Annotated in this window: 23 protein-coding genes and 1 pseudogene (1 of these 24 cut by a window edge); 8 read left to right on the top strand and 16 right to left on the bottom strand. The window is 67.3% G+C overall.

From position 1 onward, the window contains the following. Together AC52GN_RS03590 and AC52GN_RS03585 are read right to left on the bottom strand one after the other, a co-directional pair. Positions 1-120, bottom strand: the 5' portion of a protein-coding gene (locus AC52GN_RS03590; protein ID WP_496528199.1) for a CBS domain-containing protein. It extends 309 nt beyond the left edge of the window; 120 of the gene's 429 nt are visible here — the first part of the coding sequence; it begins with the start codon at positions 118-120; the stop codon falls past the left edge of the window. Positions 121-193: 73 nt separating this feature from the next. Next, on the bottom strand, positions 194-862 hold the full coding sequence (locus AC52GN_RS03585; RefSeq protein ID WP_291778383.1) for a rhomboid family intramembrane serine protease: 669 nt from the start codon (positions 860-862) through the stop codon (positions 194-196). Positions 863-1,005: 143 nt separating this feature from the next. Here AC52GN_RS03585 and hfaA point away from each other — a divergent pair, with 143 nt between their 5' ends. The 4 genes from hfaA to AC52GN_RS03565 all read left to right on the top strand — a co-directional run bounded on the left by hfaA (position 1,006) and on the right by AC52GN_RS03565 (position 6,661). After that, positions 1,006-1,416, top strand: coding sequence for a holdfast anchoring protein HfaA (gene hfaA / locus AC52GN_RS03580; RefSeq protein WP_291778381.1), 411 nt, complete (start codon positions 1,006-1,008; stop codon positions 1,414-1,416). Next, positions 1,413-2,435 carry a holdfast anchoring protein HfaB gene (gene hfaB / locus AC52GN_RS03575; protein ID WP_291778378.1) on the top strand — a complete coding sequence of 341 codons (1,023 nt, stop codon included), beginning with the start codon at positions 1,413-1,415 and terminating at the stop codon, positions 2,433-2,435. The genes hfaA and hfaB overlap by 4 nt, the downstream gene beginning before the upstream one ends. Next, positions 2,362-3,624, top strand: coding sequence for a holdfast anchor protein HfaD (gene hfaD / locus AC52GN_RS03570; protein ID WP_496528198.1), 1,263 nt, complete (start codon positions 2,362-2,364; stop codon positions 3,622-3,624). Before hfaB ends, hfaD begins: the two co-directional genes overlap by 74 nt. A gap of 157 nt (positions 3,625-3,781) precedes the next feature. After that, positions 3,782-6,661, top strand: coding sequence for a M16 family metallopeptidase (locus AC52GN_RS03565; protein WP_496528197.1), 2,880 nt, complete (start codon positions 3,782-3,784; stop codon positions 6,659-6,661). A gap of 113 nt (positions 6,662-6,774) precedes the next feature. Here the strand turns inward: AC52GN_RS03565 and AC52GN_RS03560 are convergent, their stop codons facing one another. Together AC52GN_RS03560 and AC52GN_RS03555 are read right to left on the bottom strand one after the other, a co-directional pair. Beyond that, positions 6,775-7,707, bottom strand: a complete 933-nt coding sequence (locus AC52GN_RS03560) for a hypothetical protein (protein ID WP_496528196.1) — start codon at positions 7,705-7,707, stop codon at positions 6,775-6,777. Between the two features lie 168 nt (positions 7,708-7,875). After that, positions 7,876-8,406 (bottom strand): gamma carbonic anhydrase family protein, encoded by a 531-nt coding sequence (locus AC52GN_RS03555; protein WP_343828923.1) that lies wholly within the window; start codon positions 8,404-8,406, stop codon positions 7,876-7,878. Positions 8,407-8,705: 299 nt separating this feature from the next. On the opposite strand from AC52GN_RS03555, the pseudogene AC52GN_RS03550 reads away from it, so the two are divergent. Beyond that, positions 8,706-9,486, top strand: a pseudogene (locus tag AC52GN_RS03550) (PhoH family protein). Positions 9,487-9,820: 334 nt separating this feature from the next. Here the strand turns inward: AC52GN_RS03550 and dxs are convergent. The 5 genes from dxs to AC52GN_RS03525 all read right to left on the bottom strand — a co-directional run bounded on the left by dxs (position 9,821) and on the right by AC52GN_RS03525 (position 14,022). Continuing rightward, positions 9,821-11,731 carry a 1-deoxy-D-xylulose-5-phosphate synthase gene (gene dxs, locus AC52GN_RS03545; protein ID WP_496528195.1) on the bottom strand — a complete coding sequence of 637 codons (1,911 nt, stop codon included), beginning with the start codon at positions 11,729-11,731 and terminating at the stop codon, positions 9,821-9,823. Positions 11,732-11,798: 67 nt separating this feature from the next. Next, complete coding sequence (locus AC52GN_RS03540; RefSeq protein WP_338578630.1) at positions 11,799-12,704, bottom strand: polyprenyl synthetase family protein; 906 nt, start codon at positions 12,702-12,704, stop codon at positions 11,799-11,801. Positions 12,705-12,706: 2 nt separating this feature from the next. Further along, positions 12,707-13,066 (bottom strand): tRNA-binding protein, encoded by a 360-nt coding sequence (locus AC52GN_RS03535; protein WP_346485669.1) that lies wholly within the window; start codon positions 13,064-13,066, stop codon positions 12,707-12,709. Further along, entirely contained in the window at positions 13,066-13,323 is a 258-nt protein-coding gene (locus tag AC52GN_RS03530) for an exodeoxyribonuclease VII small subunit (RefSeq protein ID WP_040344421.1), read from the bottom strand. The genes AC52GN_RS03535 and AC52GN_RS03530 overlap by 1 nt, the downstream gene beginning before the upstream one ends. Positions 13,324-13,383: 60 nt before the next feature. Further along, the gene (locus AC52GN_RS03525; RefSeq protein WP_291778351.1) at positions 13,384-14,022 is read right to left on the bottom strand and encodes a histidine phosphatase family protein; all 639 of its coding nucleotides are present in this window, start codon (positions 14,020-14,022) and stop codon (positions 13,384-13,386) included. Between the two features lie 235 nt (positions 14,023-14,257). Here AC52GN_RS03525 and AC52GN_RS03520 point away from each other — a divergent pair, with 235 nt between their 5' ends. The 3 genes from AC52GN_RS03520 (at position 14,258) to AC52GN_RS03510 (ending at position 16,825) form a co-directional block, all read left to right on the top strand. Continuing rightward, the gene (locus AC52GN_RS03520; RefSeq protein WP_496528194.1) at positions 14,258-14,785 is read left to right on the top strand and encodes a GNAT family N-acetyltransferase; all 528 of its coding nucleotides are present in this window, start codon (positions 14,258-14,260) and stop codon (positions 14,783-14,785) included. Positions 14,786-15,002: 217 nt separating this feature from the next. Beyond that, complete coding sequence (locus tag AC52GN_RS03515) at positions 15,003-15,647, top strand: hypothetical protein (protein WP_496528193.1); 645 nt, start codon at positions 15,003-15,005, stop codon at positions 15,645-15,647. Then, positions 15,647-16,825: a vWA domain-containing protein gene (locus AC52GN_RS03510; RefSeq protein ID WP_496528192.1), complete on the top strand. Its 1,179-nt coding sequence runs from the start codon at positions 15,647-15,649 to the stop codon at positions 16,823-16,825. The genes AC52GN_RS03515 and AC52GN_RS03510 overlap by 1 nt, the downstream gene beginning before the upstream one ends. Here the strand turns inward: AC52GN_RS03510 and AC52GN_RS03505 are convergent. The 7 genes from AC52GN_RS03505 to flhA form a co-directional block, all read right to left on the bottom strand. Next, a complete protein-coding gene (locus AC52GN_RS03505; protein WP_496528191.1) occupies positions 16,822-17,967 on the bottom strand; it encodes a hypothetical protein in 1,146 nt (381 codons plus the stop codon). The genes AC52GN_RS03510 and AC52GN_RS03505 overlap by 4 nt on opposite strands. Positions 17,968-18,195: 228 nt before the next feature. Further along, complete coding sequence (locus AC52GN_RS03500) at positions 18,196-18,378, bottom strand: CsbD family protein (RefSeq protein ID WP_496528190.1); 183 nt, start codon at positions 18,376-18,378, stop codon at positions 18,196-18,198. Between the two features lie 64 nt (positions 18,379-18,442). Then, positions 18,443-18,913, bottom strand: a complete 471-nt coding sequence (locus AC52GN_RS03495) for an NUDIX domain-containing protein (protein ID WP_291778341.1) — start codon at positions 18,911-18,913, stop codon at positions 18,443-18,445. 52 nt (positions 18,914-18,965) lie between these two features. Continuing rightward, the gene (locus AC52GN_RS03490) at positions 18,966-19,979 is read right to left on the bottom strand and encodes a histidine kinase dimerization/phosphoacceptor domain -containing protein (RefSeq protein WP_338576261.1); all 1,014 of its coding nucleotides are present in this window, start codon (positions 19,977-19,979) and stop codon (positions 18,966-18,968) included. 34 nt (positions 19,980-20,013) lie between these two features. Further along, on the bottom strand, positions 20,014-20,412 hold the full coding sequence (locus AC52GN_RS03485; RefSeq protein ID WP_291778440.1) for a response regulator: 399 nt from the start codon (positions 20,410-20,412) through the stop codon (positions 20,014-20,016). Between the two features lie 20 nt (positions 20,413-20,432). Next, a complete protein-coding gene (locus AC52GN_RS03480; protein WP_343831053.1) occupies positions 20,433-21,968 on the bottom strand; it encodes a sensor histidine kinase in 1,536 nt (511 codons plus the stop codon). 51 nt (positions 21,969-22,019) lie between these two features. After that, a complete protein-coding gene (flhA, locus tag AC52GN_RS03475) occupies positions 22,020-24,119 on the bottom strand; it encodes a flagellar biosynthesis protein FlhA (protein WP_496528189.1) in 2,100 nt (699 codons plus the stop codon). Between the last annotated feature and the right edge of the window lie 9 nt (positions 24,120-24,128).

Below are 24,128 nucleotides of genomic sequence, written 5' to 3'. Positions count from 1 at the left end.
GACGATCAGCGCCCCGACCTGGCGGCGCTCCAGTTCGGCGCAGGCGTCATTCAGCGAGGCGTCGGGCGCCAGGGTGAAGACCGCGTCTCCCTTGCCCTTGAGAATCTCGGCGACCAGCATGGCGACTTCCTCCTTATGGGCAGGCCGTCGTCCGCGTGTCGCGGACCGGCCGCAAGATGGAAGACAGGTTCGCTCAGACTCCGCCGATAGGCAAATCACGGCGTGCGGCGAACCACCCGCCGATGGGGCCGATGGCGACGATGCCGAACAGGAAGCCGACCGCGTGCGCCTCCCAGGCGATGCGGGCGCCGTCCGCGCCGGGCGCAAGGCCGATCAGGCCCACAATGAGATTCACCGCCATCCAGGCGGCCGAGGCCCGCAACACCATGGGATGGAACAGAGGCAGGACGCGTCCATGCCCGCCCATCAGCCGGGTCGCGGCGCCGATCAGACCGAAGACCGCGCCCGAAGCCCCGACCAGCGGCGCCATGCTGTTCGGATGCACCAGCCCATAGCCCAGCGCCGCCACGGCGCCCGCCGCTATATAGAAGAGAATGAAGACCAGCGGCCCCGGCCCGCGCTCCATCAGCCGGCCGACCGGCGCGCCGAAGGCCAGGGCGCCCACCGCATTCATGGTCACATGGGCCCAGCCGCCGTGCAGCAGCATGGAGGTGAACAGGCCCGCCCACTGTCCGCGCCACAGGTCCGCAGGGACGAAGGCCATGGAGAGTCCCTGATCGGGAAGTCGCTCCTGCAGATAGAAGAGCACCGGCATGGAAGCTGCGATCAGCAGGGGCAGGAAGGGCGCGTTGAAGATCTTTTCACGCGGCGGCCGCGGCGAACGGGCGTCAGATTGGGACATTCGCCCTTGATGGGGCCAGTCGCATCCGATCTCAAGACGCCGTTTTGCGCCAATACGACACTGAAATCGTATGGCACGGTCATTGCGTGAGCCGTTCCAGAAGATTTCGGGAGCGCCTTATGTCGTCTCATAGCCTGACACTCATGACCGTAGCGGCCGCCGCCGTGCTGGCGGCCCTGCCCGCCGGTTCGGCAGTCGCACAGTCGACCGGCTCGGCCGGCGCAGGCCAGTTCCAGGCCGGCTACGGCGCCTCGCGCTACACCACGGCGCAGGCCAGCCGCGGCACCACCCGCGACGCCAACGGCAACCGCCTGGTCGTCGACGGCATCATCCAGCAGAACGGCAGCGCCTATTCGCGCAGCGACAGCAGCTCCTCGTCCAGCCATTTCAGCGGCGGCGTCGGCTCCGGCACGAACATCGGCGGCTCCACCGCCATCGGCAACAACCTGAATGTGGTCGTCCAGGGCAACCGCAACACGGTCGTCGTCAACTCCACCCAGACCAACACCGGCGACATCAACGCCGGCACCACCCTGAACGGGCCGCGTCCATGAAGATCTCCGCCATCCGCCGTTCGCCCGTCCGAGCCCTGGGCTGCGTCGCCGCCGCCGCCGCCCTGCTGGGCGGTTGCGTCAGCACCACCGCCGGTCCGTCGGGCCAGTACGCCAAGCCGATCGGCAATGCGCCGGTGACGTCGAACCCGACGCCCTATTCGACGGCGCTGTACTGCCTGGCCGACTATGCGCGCCGCTACAACCTGCCCTCGCCGCGAATGGCCGTAGGGCGGATCAGCGACTACACGGGCTCCATCTCCTCGGACGGCGGTCGCCAGATCACCCAGGGCGCGTCCCTGATGGCCAACACCGCCCTGGCCAAGGCCGGCGCCCGCATCGTCGAGCGCTATGACACCTCGGTGTCCGAGCTTGAGCTGCGCTACGCCAACAACAAGCTGATCGGCGACGACGTGCCGAACGGCGCGCCCCAGGACGCCGCCTTCCGCCGCATCCTGGCCGGCCAGGTGCCGGGCTCCGACTTCTATGTGGTCGGCGGCATCACCGAGGTGAACTACAACATCCGCTCGGGCGGCTTCGACATCGCCGGCGGCGAGGTGGAGCAGAACGGCGGCTCGGGCCTGATCACCGGGAAGGTGTTCGTGATGAACGTCGCGATCGACCTGCGCCTGGTGCAGACCACCACCCTGGAGGTCGTGGACGTCGTCTCCTATCAGAAGCAGATCGTCGGCCGCGAAGTGTCGGCGGGCGTGTTCGACTTCCTGAACGGCAACGTCTTCGACATCTCGGCCGGGTCCAGCGGCCTGGAGCCGGTCCAGCTGGCGGTTCGCGCCCTGGTCGAACGCGCCACGGTCGAGTTCATGGCCAACCTCTACGGCGCCCCCGGCCCGGAAATCTGCCTCAACCCCGCCAACGACCCGCTGGCCGACAGCCCTGTGGGCCCGACCGGCGGCTACTATCCCGCTTACGCAAATACGGACACGAACAATGGCCAAACTCGCGCCGACCCGTCTCGCTGGCACGATCGCCGCGACAGCGCTGTGCGTCGCGGCGGCCGCTGAGGCCCCCTTCGCTCAAGCTCAAGCCCAGGATCGCGGTCTGGTCCTGAATGAACAGCTCAACCTGGGCGACGTCATCAGCGGTCAGCGCCTGAACGTCGTCAACGTCAGCGACAACGTCGCCGTGTCGAACGCCGCCATGGGCAACGCCCTGTCCGGCGGCGCCGAGGGCCGCGCCGCCGACATCCGCTCGACCCAGGACATGCAGGGCGCCGCCGTGGCGGACACTTCCCTGACGCTGCACGGCGACACGGGCTATGTGAACAGCGTGACCCAGGCGCGCGGCAACTATCTGGCCGGAACCGCGGTCAACACCGGCATCGACGTCGACGCCGGCCAGAATCTGAACGGCGACGTCACGGCGCGCAGCCAGATCGTGGAGACCGGCGCGCGGCTGAACTACGGCGGTCACGTCTCGGCCGACGCCATCGGCAACACCGTCGCCTTGGGCGCCGGCGGCACCGGCGAGCAGCGCGGCGCCGTCACCGGCCGCACGAACCAGAATCTGACCGGCGAGATCTACGCCGAGAACGAAGCCCGCTTCACCTACGCCCCCGCCCCCGCCGTCTTCAGCAGCCAGGCTTCGGCCAATGCGGTGCAGGCGACCTCGACGCCGAACTCGCACCAGGAGCTGGCGGTCAGCCAGAACGCCTCGGGCGCCGGCGTCACCGCCTGGACCGGCGTGTGGGCGGGCAACGCCTGGGACATCGCCGGACGCAGCCGCGCCGCCTCCAACCAGGCCGCCTTCTATAACCAGGGCGGTTCGCTGGTCGTGGACGTGGATCAGCAGAACTCGGCCGAGGTGCTGTCGCGAACCGAGCTCAGCTCCTATGACTTCGGCGCCGCCTATTCGACGGCCGAGGCCGTGGGCAACGAGGTCCATGCCGGCAACAACGACATCTACGTCAACATCAACAACACCCAGCTGAACACCGGCGGCGTCACCGCCAGCGCCGGCTTCACGGGTCAGAACGGTTATGACGCCTATGTCGGGGCCAATGCGGCGGGCAACGCCGTCACCGGCTTCGCCTGCTCGACCTGCGGCGGCGATCTGAACGCGCGCAACAGCCAGACCAACATGGGCGACGTGCGGGCCACGGCGACCACCACCATCAACGGCTGGGGCCGCAACGTCGTCGCCGGCGCCAACGCCGTCGGCAATACCGCGAGCTTCTACGTCACCCGCCCCTGAACGAAGGTCCCGGATTAACTTTCGGTAACTTGAGGCAGTCAAGTTCGTTTGTCACCGTAAACAGGCGCGAAGCTGAAGAAGCTTCGCGCCTGTCATCACGTGCAGGGCCGCAATCAGTCCCGGGGGCCGCCCGCTCGCACGTCGCGGAGACTACCGAATGCGATCCCCTCGTCGCCTGCTTCTGCTTGCCGCGTCCAGCCTCGCCCTGATGGGCGGCGCGGCGCTTCCCGCTATCGCCCTGACGCCGCCCTCGGCCGTCGCGGCGCAGGACGCGCAGCCCTCCAAACCCTGGCCCCAGGCGGCCAGCGACATTCCCGCCGACCCGGCCGTGCGCTTCGGCGTCCTGCCCAACGGGATGCGCTACGCCATCATGAGGAACGCCACCCCGCCGGGCCAGGCGTCGCTGCGCCTGCGGATCGCGGCCGGCTCGCTGATGGAGAATGAAGACCAGTTGGGTCTGGCCCACTTCATGGAGCACATGGCCTTCAACGGCACGACGAACGTGCCCGAGAACGAGTTGCTGCGGATTCTGGAGCGTCTGGGTCTGGCCTTCGGCGCCGACACCAACGCCTTCACCAGCTTCGACCAGACCGCCTATACGCTGGAGTTGCCGCGCACCAACGACGAGACGGTCGACACCTCGTTGCGGATCATGCGCGAACAGGTTTCCGAAGCCCTGATGAAGGCCGAGGACATCGACGCCGAGCGCGGCGTGATCGAGGGTGAAGAGCGGCTGCGCAACACCCCCGCCCTGCGCTCGCTGAAGGCGCAGATCGCCCTGCTGGCGCCCGGCCAGCGGCTGTCGAACCGCCTGCCCATCGGCGACCTCAGCATCATCCGCAGCGCCCCGCGCGAGCGCTTCGTCGAGTTCTACGAAGCCTATTACCGCCCCGAACGCGCCACCATGGTGGCGGTCGGCGACTTCGACGTCGATCAGATGGAAGCCAAGATCAAGGCGACCTTCTCGGACTGGACGCCCAAGGCCGCCGACGGTCCCGAGCCCGATCTGGGACAGGTGGCCCCGCGCCAGCCCGAGACCCGCATCCTGGTCGAGCCGGGCGTGCAGTCCTCGGTCCAGCTGAACTGGATCCGCAACCCGGACCTTGATCCCGACACGGCTTCGGAACGTCGCGACGCCCTGCTGCAGAACCTGGGCATGGCCGTGCTGAACCGCCGCCTGGGCGAACTGGCCCGCGCCGACAACCCGCCCTTCATCGGCGCCGGCGGCGGCCAGGCGACCCTATTCAAGACCCTGGATCTCGGCAGCGTCTCGGCCGCCTTCAATCCTGGCGGCATCCAGCGCGCGCTGGAAACCATCGAGCAGGAGCAGCGCCGTCTGGTTCAGTTCGGCGTCTCGCAGGTCGAACTGGATCGCGAGATCGCCAACACCCGCACGGCGCTGGAAAACGCCGTCCAGGCGGCCGCGACGCGCAGCACCCCGGCCTTGGCCAACGCCCTGCTGGGCGCCGTCAATGACGACCGCGTCTTCTCCTCGCCCGCCGCCAACCTCGCCCTGTTCGAAGCCGCAGTGAAGGATCTCAAGGCGGAACAGGTCAGCGCCGAGGTCAAGCGCGCCTTTGAAGGCCAAGGCCCCCTGGCCCTGGTCATCACGCCCGAGCCGATCGAGGGCGGCGAGGCCGGCGTCACCGCCCTGCTGGAGGCCAGCCGCGCCACGCCGGTGACCGCTCCGGCCGAACAGGCGGCGCTGGAATGGCCCTACGCCGACTTCGGCGCCGCCGCCACGCCCGCCTCGACCACCGAGGTCGCCGCCGTCGGCGCCACCGTCGTCACCTTCCCCAACGGCGTGCGCCTCACCGTCAAGCCGACGGCCTTCAAGGACCAGCAGATCCTGATCTCGGTCCGCACCGGCATCGGCGAGATGGGCCTGCCGACCGACCGCTTCACGTCGCAGTCCCTGGCCCCGATGGTCTTCACCGCAGGCGGTCTGGGCAAGCTGACGGCGGACGAGCTGAACCGCGTCCTGACCGGCAAGATCTATGGCGCCGGGTTCGCCATCGACGGCGACGCCTATCAGTTGTCGGGAGCCACCCGCCCGGCCGACCTGCAACTGCAGATGCAGGTGCTGGCCGCCTATCTGACCGACCCGGGCCTGCGCCCCGCGCCGTTCGAGCAGATCAAGGCCGTCCTGCCGCAGTTCATGGCCCAGCAGATGGCCACCCCCAGCGGCGCCTTCAGCCTTCAGGCCAGCGGCCTGCTGGCCAGCGGCGACAAGCGCGAATCCATGCCCTCGCCGGAGGAGATCGCCGCCTTCACTCTGGATGACCTGAAGCAGGGCGTGGTCCAGGGCCTGGCCTCCGGCCCGATCGACATCGTCATGGTCGGCGACGTCAAGGTGGAGGACGCGGTCGCCTCGGTCGCCTCGACCTTCGCCGCCCTGCCCGCGCGCGCGCCGGCGGCCCAGCCGATAGCCGGTTCGGACCAGCGTCGCTTCCCGGCGCCGACGGCCGAGCCGATCCGCCTGACCCACGCCGGTCCGGCGGAGCAGGGCCTGGCCTATATCGCCTGGCCGACCACCGACGCCGTCGCCGACCGCACCGAGTCCCGCAAGGCCGCCATTCTGGCCGAGGTGCTGAAGCTACGCGTCCTGGACGAAATCCGCGAGAAGCAGGCCCTGGCCTATTCGCCCAGCGTCCGCGCCTCGGCGTCCGACGTGTTCAAGGGGTACGGCTCCATCTCGATCACGGCCGATACGGCGCCCGACAAGTTCAGCGCCTTCTTCACGGCCGTCGACGCCATCATCGCCGATCTGCGCGACACGCCGGTCAGCGAGGACGAACTGAACCGCGCCCGTCTGCCGGTGATCGAGTCCCTGCGCCGCAGCCAGGCCGGGAACGAATACTGGCTCGGCCAACTGGAGGATCTGGCCGCCAGGCCCGCCTCCCTGGAGCAGATCCAGACGCACATCAGCGATCTGGAATCCTTCACCGCCGCCGACATCCAGGCGGCCGCGCGCCAGTATCTGAAGCCCGATACGGCGTGGAAGGCCGAGGTCGTCTCGGTCAACGCCGCGCAATAACGAAGAAAGGGCCCCGTTCCGCAAGAAACGGGGCCCAGTCGTTTAGGCCTATCGACGGAGAGTCGATGCCTGACCCTAGACGCCGGCGTCTGTCGCCAGGCTGAACAGCCGGTTCAGAAAACCCGGCCGCCGACCCCGCCGTCCATCATGATCATTCCGGTAGAGGCGGCGGCCTCGACCATTTCCTCGCGATACTCGGTGTAGGTCTCTTCGCGGATCATGGTCAGGACCTTCACGCCGGCCCCGTAGCGGCGCAGCAGCGAACGCTCGTTGCAGTCGCGCGCCGCCTTCTCGGGACGGCATTCCAGACGACCGCCCGCACCGTGCCACAGCGCCTCGCGCTTGTTGCACAGCAGGGTCTCGCCCGGCGCGCCTTCCGCCTCGCTGACCGTCCACTGCAGCTTGGTGCCCGCCAGGCAGCGGTACAGTTCGCCGTCATAGCTGTTGCTGACGTCCCGGCCCGGAATGACCTGGGACGCCGGGTGCGGCACATTACGGTCGTCGATGCAGACGGCCTGCAGCACGACCTGCTTCTCGATGCGGCGCGATGCGGTGAAGGGCACCTGCACCGCCTGCATCCCGCCCTGGACGTTCAGCCCCTGGATCGTAGTGGGATAGGGCTGATCCACGTTGAAATAGGCCCCGCCCCCGCCGGCGACGATGACGGTCGAAGCCGCGCGCGATCCCGCCCAGGCGCGCGCCGAGGCGTTGGCGCTGGCGTTCGCATTGACGTTCACGTTGACATTCACATTGCCGCCGCCCGAGCCACAGCACGTCGGAGGCGGAGGCGGCAGGCAGCCCCCGCCGCCACAAGGCGGCGTCACCGGCGGACGCGGCGGCAGGCAGCCGCTGGGACCGCATCCGCCGCCGCCCGGCGGCGTCACCGGCGGGGTGATCGGCGGCGAAGGCGGCAAGATCGGGGGGTTCGGCGGCGGAGGCGGCAGGCAGCTCGAAGGCCCGCACTGCGCCGCAGCCGTGTCCGCGAGCGCCATCAGCCCCATGAAGGCCACGGCGCCCGCCAGCATTTTCGTAATCCCTATCCGCATGGGATCGGACTCCTGCATTGATCGTCGGCAGGACCGATGCAAGCGCCGGGCCGTTTCAGGCGTCCGACATTGGGCGGTTTCATCCCCTCCGACGCGAGTTTGCGCCGTTCCGGCTCGCCCATCCCCAGGGCTGTCCCATTGTGAGCCGTGCCATTGTGGTGCGACGGCTCAGCCGATCGGCTTCAGGCCCGTCACATAGCGCCGCCAGTTCTGGACATAGTGCTGCGCCGACATCCGGAGCCCTTCGATCTGTCCTTCATCCAATTCCCGCACCACCTTGCCGGGCTGGCCCATGACCAGGCTGTTGTCGGGAATGACCTTGCCTTCAGTGATCAGGGCGTTGGCGCCGATCAGGCAGTTCTTCCCGATGCGCGCTCCGTTCAGAACGACCGCGCCGATGCCGATCAGGCTGTTGTCGCCGATCTCGCAGCCGTGCAGCATGACCTTGTGCCCCACCGTCACCCCCGCGCCGATAGTGAGCGGAGAACCGATGTCGGTGTGCAGGATGCTGCCGTCCTGAATATTGCTGTCGGCTCCGATGATGATGGGATCGTTGTCGCCCCGCACCACGGCGTTGAACCAGACGCTGGCGCCCGGATGCAGAATCACATTTCCTAGAACAGTCGCGCTGGGCGCGATCCAGTATTCGCCCTCGGGCGGAAGCTGGGGCTTGCTGTCTTCCAGACTGTAAACACTCATCCGTACACCGCCTATCCTTATCGAAATGAAGGCTTTAACCCTTCATAAACCACGTTAGCATCAGTCTGTTGATGCGATTCGGACGGCCCCATTCGCCCCCGGATCCGAAGCCGGATCAAGCCCGGTCCGGTCAGACGCTGGAGAATGCGCTTGGCGTGTTCACGACCCGTCCGGGGACGGCGACGCACCTGCTGCGGCGAAGACCCTGCGACCGTTCGGGACGGCTGCGCGACTTCGGCCCCCACCTCCCCCACCGACGACCAAGGCGAGACCCAGCCGGGCTCGCCTTTTTTCATGCCCTGGAGGCGTCCATGAGCAAACGATCGGCCATCAAGCGTCAGCTGCGCGAAGGCGTGCTGGATCTCGCCCGAATTCATTCAGGACGCCAAGGTGCGGCGATTGCCCGCCCGCGTCGGCGGCTGGTCGCCTCTGCCCTCGAACGACGAGCGGGACCAGGGCTATCTCAAGACGCTGAAGCCCAAGTCCGACGGCCAGGCCGAACTGATGGAGGCCGTCGACCACGCCAATCTGGTGCTGGCGCTCGGCCCGGCAGGCACCGGCAAGACCTATCTGGCCGTCGCCAAGGCGGTCGAGGCGCTGGAGGCGGGCAAGGTCGGCCGCATCGTCCTGAGCCGCCCCGCCGTCGAGGCCGGGGAATCGATCGGCTTCCTGCCCGGCGACATGGAGGACAAGCTGGCCCCCTACCTGCGGCCGCTCTACGACGCCCTGTCGGACCGTCTGTCGATGAAGCGGGTCAAGGCGCTGATGGCCGAGGGCCTGATCGAGATCGCCCCCATCGGCTATATGCGCGGCCGCACGCTGAACAACGCCTTCATCGTCGTGGATGAGGCGCAGAACTGCACCTACGTCCAACTGAAGATGCTGCTGACCCGTCTGGGCTGGCACTCGACCATGGTGGTCACGGGCGACCCGCACCAGTCGGACCTGCTGCCCGGCGTATCGGGCTTGTCGGATATCGCCGACAGACTTGAGGCCGTGCCCGAAATCGCCGTCGTCCGACTGGCCGAACGCGACATCGTGCGCCATCCGCTGGTGGCCAGCATGATCGGAGTGCTGTGACCCCTTTCCGCCTCTGGTGAGAGAAGGAAAAAATAGAGTCCAATTCGTCTGAATCGTCTGAAATCCCCTCTCGGCCCGGATGCAGTCTAGCACAGGGGCCGAGGGGGATGGTCGATTGTGATCCGGCGACACCGTGCATCATCCGCTGGTGGCGGGCATGATCGGGGTATTGCGCTCCTTGTCCTTCTCCCCTTGCGGGAGAAGGTGGCGGGCGAAGCCTGACGGATGAGGGGTTGCGCGACACTCGCCTCGCAACTCCTCATCGGATTTCGGAGAAACCCCTCATCCGGCCCTGACGGGCCGCCTTCTCCCACAAGGGAGAAGGAAGATCGGTTTACGCTCGCACAGCCCGGCTGGCGTCGACGCCCAGGGCGGTCACGGCGGCGGCGGCGATGTGTTCGGCGTTCAGGCCGGCCTGGGCGTACATGGCCTCGGGCTTGTCCTGATCCTGGAAGATGTCGGGCAGGTGAAGGGTGCGGATCTTCAGGCCCGCGTCCAGCGCCCCCTTTTCGGCCAGCAGTTGCAGCACGAAGGCGCCGAAGCCGCCCATGGCGCCCTCTTCCACCGTAATCAGCGCCTCATGCTCGCGGGCCAGCCGCAGAATCAGATCGGCGTCCAGCGGCTTGGCGAAGCGGGCGTCGGCGACGGTGGCCGAGACGCCGCGCGCGGCCAGCATGTCGGCGGCCTTCAGCGATTCCTGCAGGCGCGTGCCCAGCGACAGGATGGCGACGGACGTGCCTTCGCGGACGATGCGGCCCTTGCCGATCTCCAGCGGGGCGGCCAGTTCGGGGATGTCGACGCCGACGCCCTCGCCGCGCGGATAGCGGAAGGCGCTGGGGCGGTCGTCGATGGCCAGCGAGGTCGAAATCATCGCCGCCAGTTCGGCCTCGTCCGAGGCCGCCATCAGCACCATGCCCGGCAGGGCGCCCATATAGCCGATGTCGAACGACCCGGCGTGGGTCGCGCCGTCGGCCCCGACCAGACCGGCCCGGTCCATGGCGAAGCGCACCGGCAGGGACTGGATCGCCACGTCGTGGACGACCTGATCGTAGCCGCGCTGCAGGAAGGTCGAATAGAGGGCGCAGACCGGCTTCATCCCATCGGCGGCCAGGCCGGCGGCGAAGGTCACGGCGTGCTGCTCGGCGATGCCGACGTCGAAGGTGCGGTCCGGGAAAGCCTGGCCGAACAGGTCCAGCCCCGTGCCGGACGGCATGGCGGCGGTGATGGCCATGATGGTCGGGTCGGCTTCAGCGTGCTTGATCAGCTCGGTCCCGAACACCTTGGTGTAGCTGGGGGCGTTGGAGACGGACTTGGCCTGCTTGCCCGACACCACGTCGAACTTGACCACCGCGTGCAGCTTGTCGGCGCTGCTTTCGGCCGGGGCGTAACCCTTGCCCTTCTGGGTGACGACGTGGACCAGGACCGGGCGGTCGGTGATGGCCGCCGCATTCTTCAGAATGGGGACCAGATTCTCCATGTCGTGACCGTCGATCGGCCCGACGTAGTAGAAGCCCAGCTCCTCAAACAGGGTGCCGCCCACGATCATGCCGCGGGCGTATTCCTCGGCCTTGCGCGCGGCGTCGCGGAAGGGGCGCGGCATATGGTCGACGAACTTCTTCCCGACCTTGCGGATGTTCTGATAGGCGCCGCCCGAGACCTGCTTGGCCAGATAGGCGCTCATGCCGCCGACGGGCGGGGCGATCGACATGTCGTTGTCGTTCAGGATGACCATCAGCTGGCCGCTGGTGGCCTCGGCGGCGTTGTTCATCGCCTCATAGGCCATGCCCGCCGACATGGAGCCGTCGCCGATGACGGCCACGACGCGGTTGTTCCCGCCCTTGGCGTCGCGCGCGGCGGCGAAGCCCAGCGCCGCCGAGATGGAGGTCGAGGCGTGGGCTGCGCCGAACGGGTCGTATTCGCTCTCGGAGCGCTTGGTGAAGCCCGACAGGCCGCCGCCTTGACGCAGGGTGCGCATCCGATCGCGCCGCCCGGTCAGGATCTTGTGCGGGTAGCACTGGTGTCCGACGTCCCAGATCAGGATGTCGTCCGGCGTCTCGAAGACGTGATGCAGGGCGACCGTCAGCTCGACCACGCCCAGACCGGCGCCCAGGTGCCCGCCGGTGACGGACACGGCGTCGATGGTCTCGGCCCGCACCTCGTCCGCCAGCTGTTTCAGCTGGGGAATGTCGAAGCCCCGCGTGTCGGCGGGAAACTTGACGGTGTCGAGAAGCGGGGTGTTGGGCATGGGGATCGGGGGCCTTCAGACGACGGAGCGTCAAACAGTAACCCGCTGAGGGCGGGCGCGTTTCCTATCAGGACCGGCGTTTAAGCACAAAGTCCACGCTGGCCTTGAGGATTTCGGCCTCATGACCGAACAGGTCAAGGTGCGAGCGGGCCTGATCGGCCAGATGCGCGACCCTCTGCCGCGCCGCATCGACGCCCAGCAGGGTGACGAAATTGGTCTTGCCCAGCGCCGCGTCCTTGCCGCCCGCCGCCTTGCCCATCTCTTCGGCCGAACCTTCGGCGTCGAGGACATCGTCGACGATCTGATAGGCCAGACCGATGTCGTGGGCGAAGCTGGTCAGGGCGTGCCACGCCGCCTCATTGGCGTCGGCGACGATCAGCGGAATCTCGAAGGCGTAGGCGAACAGGGCGCCGGTCTTCAGGCGCTGCATCCGGGCCACCCCGCCCAGATCGTCGCGGACCCCCATCAGGTCGATCATCTGGCCGCCGGCCATGCCCCGCGCACCGGAGGCGAAGGACAGGCGCCGCGCCAGTTCGCACCGCACGGCCGGGTCGTCGTGCGTCTCCTCGTCCAGGATGATGTCGAAAGCCGCCGTCTGCAGGGCGTCGCCGGCCAGGATGGCGGTCGCCTCGTCATAGGCGATGTGCAGGGTCGGACGGCCGCGCCGCACATCGTCGTCGTCCATCGCCGGCAGGTCGTCATGCACCAGCGAATAGGCGTGGACGCATTCCAGGGCGCAGGCGGCGCGCAGGACGGCGCATTCCTCGACCTCCAGCATCCGGCCCGCCTCGATGGCGAAGAAGGGGCGCAGCCGCTTGCCCGGTCCCAGGGCGGCATAGCGCATGGCCTCGGTCAGCCGGGCCTCGGGCCCGTCGGCGCGCGGCAGAAGGCGGTCCAGGGCGACGGTGACCACATCGGCGATCTCGGCCACCCGGTCGATGACGGCCTGCTCGGGCGAATTGGCGGCGAGCATGGTCAAAACAGCCTCCCGCCCAGCGGCAGGTCGCGGTCGACGCCGACCAGGACGACATTCCCCTCGGCGTCGGGGAAGCCGAGCGTCAGCACCTCGGACATCACCGGCCCGATCTGGCGCGGCGGAAAATTGACCACGGCGGCGACCTTGCGGCCGTCCAGCTGGTCCAGCGTGTAGTGATGGGTGATCTGGGCCGAGGACTTCCTGACCCCGATCGCGTCGCCGAAGTCGATGGTCAGCTTATAGGCGGGTTTGCGGGCCTCGGGGAAAGGCTCGGCCTTGATGATCCGGCCCACGCGGACATCGACCTTCATGAAGTCGTCGAAGCCGATCTGCGGCGCGATGGCGCTTGCGTCCGACATCAGCCGAACTCGGCCGGTTCGACGCCCTTGGCCTGGCCGTCGGCGCCGACGACGATCTTCTCGACCCGCAGTTGGGCGGCCTTCAGCCGCGCCTCGCAATGGGCCTTCAGCCGTGCGCCCTCTTCATACAGGGCGATGGATTCCTCGAGCGGCGCCTGACCCGATTCCAGGCGCGAAACGATGCCCTCCAGACGCGACAGGGCGTCCTCGAAGCTGAGATCGGCGGGCACGGCGGGGGAGGCGGATGCGTCGGTCATGATGGGCGCAACCTAGAGAGGCGCGCGCGCCGCTTCAACGGCCTTCCTGAGGCCGCGACGTCAGCGCTTCACGAAACGGCGCTGGGACCAGTATTTGAAGCCCTGATTGTGCGCCAGACGCCAGCCGTGCGCCTTCAGCCGCTGGCCGACCATGTGGTTGAAATAGCCGTGCGCCAGCACTAGGACATCGTGGCCTTCCGAGGCGCGAGCGATCAGGACGCGCGCAGCCTGATCGGCGCGGACCTCGGCCTCTGCGCGGGTTTCCTGGCCCTCGTGGTGGTTGAAGGCGTGCCACCAGACGCGGGAGATCACGCCCCAGTAGCGCGGCGACAGCTTGATCCAGGACGGAAAGCGCGGCGGCGGCAGGGGGGCCTCAATGAACAGGGCGTCGACCAGCACGTCGCGGCCCGGCGCCACGGCCTTGGCGGTTTCCTGGGCGCGCGGGCGGGTGGAGGCGTAGATGGCTCCCGCCCCTTCGGCGGCGGTCAGCAGGGTCTGCGGCGGCGTCTGTCCCGCGCGAAGCCCGCCGATCTCATAGCGCCCCCACCAGTCGCGATACTGGTCCGAAGTAATCATGCATTTGCGCGACAGGGCCGGCTCGCCGTGACGGGCCAGGGTGATTGCGCCGAAACGGACGCCCGCCTCGACGGCCTGAACGGCCGCGACCGGCGTCTGAACTGCGGATTCGGAATGAGTCATGAGCGCAGGAGAAGTCATAGCACGGGATCAGCCTGTGAAACCAAGGCCTTGGCGTCCCTATACCTCCCCGATTCCAGCATTGGCGCACGCCGCGAACGACGCACATTGGACAAGGGTGGTAGCTCTCGTCGCGCGGCCCTGCAACCACGCAAAGATGACGAGGCCGTATTGAACGGGGGGCCAGGCGTCGAGGCGCGCCTTCTCCCGGCCCTCTCGCGGCGCTATGGGTCGGCCGATGAGCGCTCCCGTGATCCGCCCCGCCCGCCCCGAAGACGCCGCCGCCCTGGCCGTGCTGGGGCGCCAGACCTTCATCGACACCTTCGTCACCGGCTTCGGCATTCCCTATCCGGCCGCCGACCTGACCGCCTTTCTGGACGCCAGCTTCAACACCGAGACGCTCACCACCAAACTCGCTGAACCGGGCGCCGCCTGGTGGGTGGCCGAGCGCGAGGGCGAACTGCTGGCCTTCGCCAACGCCGGGCCGAACACCCTGCCCCACCCTGACGGCCGGGCCAGCCACGCCGAGCTGCGCCGCCTCTATGTCGGCAAGCCGGCGCAGGGCCTCGGCCTGGGCACGAAGCTGCTGAAGATCGCGCTGGAGTGGATGGAAGCCCACACCAACGGCCCCCTGTGGATCGGCGTCTGGAGCGGCAATGAGAAGGCCCAGAAGCTCTACGCCGCCTACGGCTTCGAGAAGGCGGGCGAGTATCAATATCCTGTCGGCGCCTGGATGGATGACGAGTTCATCTTGCGGCGCGGTTAATATCCGCCTCTATTTCGACGAGAACATAGAGGCCCAAGGACACCCGATGCTAAGCGGAATCTTGCTGGTAGGCGCCTTGGGGGTCGCCATGACAGCCCCAGCATCAAGGGAAATACCCCAGCATCAGCAGCTCGGCGCTGCCGTTGACCATTCCGCTCCAGGCTGGCGCACGCCACCCTCTCCCGACGCTGTAGCGCAGAACTTCCCGGGCTTCGCCATGGCTATCGGCATTTCGGGCGAGGTCGCCTTGGAATGCAGGGTTGTCGTATTGGGGCCTCCTCAGGACTGCAAAGTCACTGCGGTCGCTCCAGAAGGGCTTGGCTTCGAGAGGGCGGGCCTGAACGTGGCGGCGACCGGCGTCGCCAGACCCGCGATCGTGGACGGCGTTCAAGTGACGCGCCGGATCGCGTTCCGCATCCTGTTCTCGACGGACACCATCGAGGAAACGGCGGATGAGCCCTCCCCCTACTCCGGGCCGCCTCCATCGGCGGCAGCGCTAGCCTTGGCCAAGCAGATCGTCACCCAAGACCTCAGCGTTATAATGGCGAACGAAGAGGAATCTCTCCTGAACGGACTCGCGCCCAGCCGCATTGAGATCGTTCGCCAATGGCTGCGAGAAAAACGTCCCTTGGGCGACAATGAGTACATTGAGAGGCAAGCGCTAGCTATCGCGCGCCTATCGTCAGAAGATGAGATGATCGCCTATCTTTCGGACGGAACGCCCTCGCGTACCCCGACAGAGGACGAGTGGCTGCGCGTCACGTCGGATTTTCCTTCTAGAAGCGACGAAGCCAAATGGATCGGCCTGAGGAACAGATACTGCGCGCGCTGGTCCTGCCATCTTCCTGCGGAAGATAACTAATGCTCCTGCCCTTCTTCACCGCCCTGCGCGAGGCCAAGGTGCCCGTGTCGCTCAAGGAATGGCTCCATCTGATGGAGGCCATGGACAAGGGCGTGGCCGGGCGCGACGTGGAGGCTTTCTATCACCTGTCGCGCGCCGTTCTGGTCAAGGACGAGAAGCACTACGACCGCTTCGATCAGGTCTTCGGCAAGGTGTTCAAGGGGCTGGAGGGCGTCGGCCCCGGCGAGGAGATCACCGCCGACATCCCCGAGGACTGGCTGCGGCTGCTGACCGAAAAATACCTGACCGACGAAGAGAAGGCCCAGATCGAGGCGCTCGGCGGTTTCGAGCAGCTGATGGAGACGTTGAAACAGCGCCTCGAGGAGCAGAAGGAGCGCCACCAGGGCGGCAACCGCTGGATCGGCACGGGCGGCACCAGCCCCTTCGGCCACGTCGGCTACAACCCCGAGGGTGTCCGCATCGGCGGCCCCGGCCGTCACGGCCGCGCGGTCAAGGTCTGGGAAAAGCGCGAATACAGGAACCTGGACGACACGGTCGAACTGGGCACGCGCAACATCAAGGTCGCCTTACGCCGCCTGCGTCGCTTCGCCCGCGAAGGCGCGGCCGAGGAACTGGACATCGACGGCACCATCGACGGCACGGCGCGTCAGGGCTGGCTGGACATCCACATGCGGCCCGAGCGGCGCAATACGATCAAGGTGCTGCTGTTCCTCGACGTCGGCGGCTCGATGGACGGCCATGTCCAGCTGTGTGAAGAGCTGTTCTCGGCCGCGCGGACCGAGTTCAAGAACCTGGAGTTTTTCTACTTCCACAACTGCCTCTACGAAGGGGTGTGGAAGGACAACCGACGCCGCCACAGCGAGCGCATCCCGACCTGGGATCTGATCCACAAATACCCCGGCGACTGGCGCGCCATCTTCGTCGGCGACGCGACTATGTCGCCCTATGAGGTGACCATGCCCGGCGGCTCGGTCGAGCACTGGAACGAGGAGGCGGGCGCCGTCTGGCTGAAACGCGCCCGTGAACAGTGGGACAAGTCGGTCTGGCTGAACCCCGTCCCCGAACGCCACTGGAGCTACACCCCCTCGGTCAGCCTGATCGGCGAAGTGATGGAGCATCGCATGTTCCCCCTGACGCTGGAGGGACTGGAACGGGCGATGCGAACGCTGGCGCGCTAATCGATGCTAAGCGCGCCGAAGGCCGGCCGGATGCCCGCTGCGGTCTCCTGACGGAAGAAATAGCGGCCGGGGTGAAGAAAGAACGTCGCCTCCGACGCGCCGGGCGCCAGCAGATAGTGATCCGACGGCAGACCGGCGGCGGCTTCCGCCATCGGCAAGGCTTGGATCAGCGCCTGTTCGTTCAAGGTGGGGACCTTGATCATGACGCGCCGCCGCTCAGGATCGGCCGCCAGCCACCCTGGTCGCCCCGCCACGGGCGCCATGCGCGGGTGGAAGACCGACAGATCCATCTTCCCGGCATAGTTGGGCGAGGCGATGCTCTCGCCGTCCTTCGACGCCACGATCGGCGCTTCGGGCGCAAAACGGGTCAGGACAGCGGCGACGTGCGGCGCGTCATTCTCGGGCGCGATCGCGGGCCAGTTCATCGACTGCTCAATGGTCAACGGGTCGATGCCCGTCTTGGCCTTCAGGCGCGCGGCGAACCACAGCCCGCCCCGCCCTTCCTTCTCCATGGCGTGACTATAGCCGACGAAAACGAAGACACGCGCGTCAGGATTGGCCGACAGGATGTTGGCGATCAGGTTGTCGGCCTGCGCCTCTTCACGCGCGGCGATCTGCGCGGCGGCGTCCGCGCCCTCAGGCGCCCTTTGGTCAAAGCGTTGTTCATAATCCGAGAAGCGGTAGCCGAGTCGAGCCGCCTCGCGCACCATCTCGGCGAAGACCGGATCATGGGTGTAGTAGCCATAGCCGGCTAGGAAGGGGGCGCCTTTCGCATAGGCGCCGATCCGAACAAGGGTATCAGGCTGAGGCGGGGTGAAGGTCTCGGCGGCGAACCAGTCATAGCCCAGCGGGCGCAGCGCCCGCATGACCCGCGCTGCGAAGGCGCGGTGCCCTGAAACATTATGCGCTTCGTTCAGGATGACGATGCGGGTATTGCGAGCGGCCTCGGTAATGGCCTCCATTGCATCTCGGGCCACGGCGCCGTCGAGATCGGGCGGAACGACAGACGGCCGAGGCGGCCGTTCGTCCAGACCGACGGCGGTATCCTCATCGCCCAGAAAGGACGCGAACTGGCTCAGCATCTGGCGTGCGGCCTCGTCGCCCGCTTCGGACCGGGCCTTCAGGTCCAGATAGGTGGGCAAATAGCGGCCTTCGCTGAAGAAGAGCTCGTCATTCGACAGCGCCTCCTGCGGCCAAACAGGCGTCGCACGCGCTACGCCCGCCCCTGCAGCCCCTAACAAGATCGATCGTCGCGACCACATCCGCCTGCTTCCCCCAGCAGCAACTGACATGACGACGATACTTAAAACAGATTTCGGCAGGACTGTGGCCGCGACCGCCGCCCAGCAAGGGCGGCGGCCAGGACGAAATCAGCCCTTGTCGCCCTTCAGCGCGTCCTTGACGCCGCCGACGGCGTTCTGGACCTTGCCCGCCACCTGATCGGCGCGGCCTTCGGCATTCAGTTTTTCGTCGCCGGTCAGCTTGCCGGCGGCTTCCTTGAGCTTGCCGCCGATGTTCTTGGCGGCGCCTTCGATGCGATCGTGGTCGGGCATGGGGAGCTCCCTGTAGGGCGAGCCGCCGGGAGTGGCGGCCCTCAGGGAAAACAACCCTTTCTACTCAGCCGGGTTCCGAGGCGGCGGCGTGACGATCGCGCAGCCAGCGGGCGACGGCCCAGCTGTGGGCCTCATGACGCAGGCTGAACAGGGCGCGCATCGGCTCCAGCCAAACCAGTTCATGGTCGGCTTCCTGCTTGGTCGAGGGATCGGCGCCGGTCACGCTGACGATCCAGACGCCGCCGACGTTGTTGACCGGCGTGCCGTCCGACCTGAGGAAATACTGCGCCGCCTCTGTCAGGCGGTCGACCGGCTGGATGATCAGGCCCGTCTCCTCGGCGAACTCGCGCACCAGCGCCTGCTGCTCCGTCTCCTCGCCGTCCAGGGCGCCGCCGGGCAGGTCGAAATAGGCGTGTCCGTCGCCGCGATCCACGCGCACGCAGGCCAGGCGGCCGTCACGCTCGGCGATGCCGAAGACAGCGGGGCGGTGGATGTAGTCGAGACCGGGGCGGGCTGTGCCGAACTGAAGCTTCATCTCGCGGAGACTAAACCCGCCGCGACGCCGGACGAAACCCCCAAAGCGTCGTCTAGAGATCAAACGCCAGGCGAGCGCGCACGCCATGGTGGGAGGGATCGACCTCGATCGCCGAGCGCAGGCCGCCGGCCATGGCCGAGATGATCTTGGAGCCCAGACCCGTGCCCTTGGGCTGGCCGTCGCCCAGCCCCGGCCCGTCGTCCTCGACCGTCAGCAGGGCGCGGCGTCCATCCTCCATCCGCTCAAGGATCACACGAATCTCGCCCGCCGCGCCGGGCTCATAGGCGTATTTCACGGCGTTGGTGACCAGTTCGGTGACGATGACGCCCAGGGAGACGGCCTGGTCGGTCGTCACCTGCAGCGCCTCGGCGCGCAGGGCCAGTCGCGGTCCATCGTCGTCGGGGCCGATGGACTTGCCCAATTCCTCGACCAGGCCGGCGAGATACTCGTCCATCTGCACCCGCTCGACATCGGCCGAGGTGTAGAGGCGGCGATGGACATGGGCCACGGCCTCGATGCGGACCTGGGCCTCGCGCAGGGCGTCGCGCGCCCCCTCATCGACAAGCTGGCGCAGCTGCAGGGAGATGAAGCTGGACACCAGTTGGAGGGAGTTGCCGACGCGGTGGTTGACCTCGCGCAGCAGGGCCTCGGCGCGATCGCGCGCCTGGCGGACTTCCTCATGCGCCTCTTCGTTCTCACGCTCCAGGCGGCGGCGCAGCAAGGCGTCCTCGACAGCCGAACGCAGAAGGGCGGTGAAGTCCTCGGACACGTCCTTGATGACGTAGTCGGCGGCCCCGGCGCGCAGGGCGGCCACGGCGATGCGGCCGTCCTGGGCCCCGGTGACATAGACCACCGGCGGCGGCGTCGGCAGGGCCAGAATGTCCGGCAGGACGTCCAGCCCTTCGCGGCCGGGCATATAGTGATCCAGGGCGCAGACGTCGAACTGGCCGGCCTTCAGCGTCTCATAGCCGGTGTCGGCGTCGGGCGCGCAGGTGACCTCATAGCCGTGGCGGCCCAGCTCCTTCTGGACCAGCCGCGACAACCCCCGGTCGTCGTCGATGTACAAGAGACGGATTGAAGCCCCCGGTTCCGTCACGGCGTCAGATCTCGGGCGCCTGCATGACGGACAGGAACAGACCCAGCTGGCGGATGGCGCCCGCAAAGGCCTCATAGTCGACAGGCTTGGTGATGTAGACGTTGCAGCCCAGATCGTAGCAGCGCTGGATCTCGACCTTGTCGTCCGTGGTGGTCAGAACGACCACAGGCGCGCGTCGCAGATTGTCGTCGGACTTCACCTTTTCCAGGATATCCGTGCCCGACATGTCCGGCAGATTCAGGTCCAGGAGGATCAGCACCGGCCCGTTGTGGCGAACCTCTTCGCTGAACAGATAGTCCAGGGCCGCCTCCCCGTGATCGAAATGAACGATGTCGTTGGCGATGTTCGCCCGCCGGATGTTCTTTTCAATGAGCTTGGCGTGCCCATGGTCGTCCTCGACCATGACGATCTTCACCGAGTGGCTCACAGGCGATCTCCTTGGTAGTCACCCAGCATAGCCAGACGTTTCGGAAATTTCAGGTAAAAAGTCGACCCTTGGCCCAATTCTGATTCGATTTCGATCGAACCGCCCAGACGCCGCACGATGTTGCGCACGAAGGCCAGGCCCAGACCTTCGCCCGGCTTGTCCTGCTTGCCCGAGCGGCGGAAGAGCTCGAAGATGCGCTCGTGATCCTTGGGCGACACGCCCCGGCCGTTGTCGATGATGCGGTATTCCACCCAGCCGTCGGGCGTCTCCTGCCCCTGGACCTCGATACGGATGGGACGGTCGGGCTGCTGATACTTCACCGCATTGTCGATCAGGTTGCCGAAGATCTGCTCGACCGCCAGACGATCGCTCTCCAGCGGCGGCAGGGAGCCGACCACGATTTCGCCGCCCGTTTCAGCGACCTGATGGTGGACGGTGTCGGCGATGGTCTGGGCCACGCCGGTCATGTCCAGCCGTTCAGGCGCCAGGGCGCGCCGTCCCTCGCGCGACAGCCGCAGAATGGCGTTGATCAGCCGGTCCATCTTGGCCGTCGAGGTGCGGATGAAGCCCACGGCCTCGGGCGCGTCCTCGCGCACCGCGCGCAGGACGTCGGGGTCCGTCAGACCGGGGTGCGCCGCGTCGACCGCCGTCAGTTGCTCATCCACCATCCTTGAGACCTGCTCCAGTTCGGAGGTGTAGCCCATGACGTTGACCAGGGGCGCGCGCAGGTCGTGGCTGACGATATAGGCGAAGCGCTGGATTTCCTCGTTGGCGCGGGTCAGTTCGGCGGTGCGATCGCGGACCTCGTTCTCCAGACCCGCGTTGACGCGATCGAGCTCGAAATGCGCGGCCTCGATCTCCGCCACATAGCGCCGCACCAGCCAGACGCTGATCCCCGCCAGCACCAGGATCAGCACCCCGGCCAGGGCGTTGACCGCCACGGTCACGGCCTGGGCCCATTCCGACTGGTGGGTGCGCTCGGCCAGGCGGCGCGCCTCGATGGCGTCGATCGCCGCCAGTTCGACCCGCATGGCGTCCATCAGCGTCTTGCCCTGGCCGCCGCGAATGCGCGCGACGGCCTCGCCGATGCGGCCCGTCCGGGTCTGGTTGATGGTTTCGTCCATCAGCGCCAGACGCTCGCGAGCCATCTGCTTGACCTTGGCCACGCGTGCGGAGGACTCGGGATCGTTCTGCACCAGGGTCTCAAGGCGCTCGAGCACTGCCGGCAGCTTGGCGACGGCGTTGTCGTGCACGCCCAGATACTCGGCCCGCGCCGTCAGCATGAAACCGCGCTGCCCGGTCTCGGCGTCGGTCAGCAGCATCACCGTGTCCTTGGCCGCCAGGCGCACCTGCTGGCTGTGGTCGACGGTGTCGTTGTAGTTGGAGGTGCGCTGGATCATCACCAGCGTCGCCGTATTGACGGCCAGCAGCAGCAGCAGCGCCAGGGCCAGAAGGGCGATGATCGAGCGACTGAGGGTCGGGGTGCGCAGGAAGATTCCGAAGGTGCGCAGAGCCGGCCGGAAACGTTTCATATCCCGAACCTTATTCGCCGCCGAAGCCGTGTCCAGCCCCTACCGCAGGGTCTAGACCGAACCGACCGTCCGGAGCCGGGCCTTGGGATGAATTTCGTTCTGGCTCATCACCACCGTCTGGCCGCGGAAGCGTTCGATGATGGAGCGGACGTAGGGGCGCACCTGCGGCCCGGTCAGCAGGACCGGGTTCTCGCCCGTCATGGCGGCGCGCTCGAACACCTCGCGCACGGCGCGGATGAAGTCCTGCAGGCGGCTGGGCGCCATGGCCAGCTGCTTGTCCTCGCCCGGACCGACCAGGCTCTCGGCGAAGGCCTGCTCCCACTCGGGCGACAGGGTGACGATGGGCAGGGCGCCGTCGTCAGCCTTGTGCTGCCAGCACAGCTGGCGCGCCAGGCGACTGCGGACGTGTTCGACCAGGGTGGCGACGCTGGTGGTGTGCGGCGCGGCCTCGGCCAAGCCTTCGAGGATGGCTGGCAGGTCGCGGATCGACACCTTCTCGCGCAACAGGGCCTGAAGCACGCGCTGCAGCGTAGTGACGGTGACGACCGAGGGGATCAGTTCGTCGACCAGCTTCTGCTCCTCGCCCTTCAGCTCCTTCAGCAGCTTCTGCACCTCGGCGTAGGAGAGCAGCTCGGCCATGTTCTCCTTGAGGATTTCGGTCAGGTGGGTGGTCAGCACCGTCGAGGGATCGACGATGGTGTAGCCGCGGAAGGTCGCCTCTTCCCGCAGCGACTCGTCGATCCAGGTGGCGGGCAGACCGAAAGCGGGCTCGCGCGTGTGCTCGCCCGGCAGCTCGACCTGACGGCCCGCCGGGTCCATGGCCATCAGGGAGGCCAGGCGCACCTCGCCCGATCCGGCGTCCATCTCCTTGATGCGGATGGCGTAGCCCTGATTGGGCAGGCGCATGTTGTCGAGGATCCGGACCGACGGCATGACGAAGCCGTATTCCTGGGCCAGCGAGCGGCGCAGGGCGCGGATCTGGTCCGTCAGCCGCCGTCCCTCCAGATCGTTGATCAGGGCCAGCAGGGCGTAACCCAGCTCGATCTTCACCTCATCGATGGTCAGGGCGGTGGAGATCGGCTCCTCCACATCCTCCTTCGGCTTCAGATCGACCGGCTCGGCGGGCGGAGGCTTCAACCGGTCGCGGCCCAGCTTCCACGCCATGAAGCCCGTCCCCAGCGCCAGCGCTGCGAACGGCAGCAGCGGCATTCCCGGGATCAGGCCGATCAAGCCCGCCGTGCCCGACACCACGCCCAAGGACACCGGATTGGTCGCCAGCTGGGCGGCGAAGGCCTTGTCGGCCGAGCCTTCCACGCCCGCCTTGGTGACGAGAAAGCCCGCCGCGACCGAGACGATGATGGCCGGGATCTGCGTCACCAGACCGTCGCCGACAGTCAGCTGCACGTAGGTGTTGGCGGCGTCCATGGCCGGCATGCCGTGCTGCAGCACGCCGATCAGCAGGCCGCCGATGACGTTGATGAAGGTGATGATCAGACCCGCCACGGCGTCGCCGCGCACGAATTCCGAGGCGCCGTCCATGGCCCCGAAGAAGGTCGATTCCTGCTCCAGCTCCTTGCGGCGCAGCTTGGCCTGATCCTCGTTGATCAGCCCGGCCGAGAGGTCGGCGTCGATGGCCATCTGCTTGCCCGGCATGGAGTCCAGGGTGAAGCGGGCCGAGACCTCGGCGATACGGGTGGCGCCCTTGGTGATGACGACGAAGTTCACCACCAGCAGGATGGCGAAGATGATGACGCCGATGATGAAGTTGCCCCCCATCATCAGCTCGCCGAAGGCCTGGATGATCTTGCCCGCGCTGTCGTGGCCTTCCTGACCGTTGCTGAGGATCAGCCGCGTCGAGGCCAGGTTCAGCCCCAGCCGATACAGGGTCGAGACCAGCAGCACCGTGGGGAAGATGGCGAAGTCCAACGGCCGCTTCATCATCACGGCCGTCATCAGGATCAGCACGCTGGACACCAGCGAGATCGCCAGCAGCAGATCCAGAAGCATCTTCGGGATCGGCACGATCAGCAGCATGATGACGGCGATGACGCCGACCGCCATGCCGACCTCGCCGCGCATCAGCCAGCCGAGGGCCTCGCGCCCCGTGGGGCGCGCCAGCCCGTCCTTCATCAGGATCGGCGCATCAGCCATGACGACGTG

This window comes from Brevundimonas sp. SS2672, from assembly GCF_059579685.1.
The sequence above is the reverse complement of the archived record's forward strand: the minus strand, read 5'-3'. Positions and strand labels throughout refer to the sequence as shown.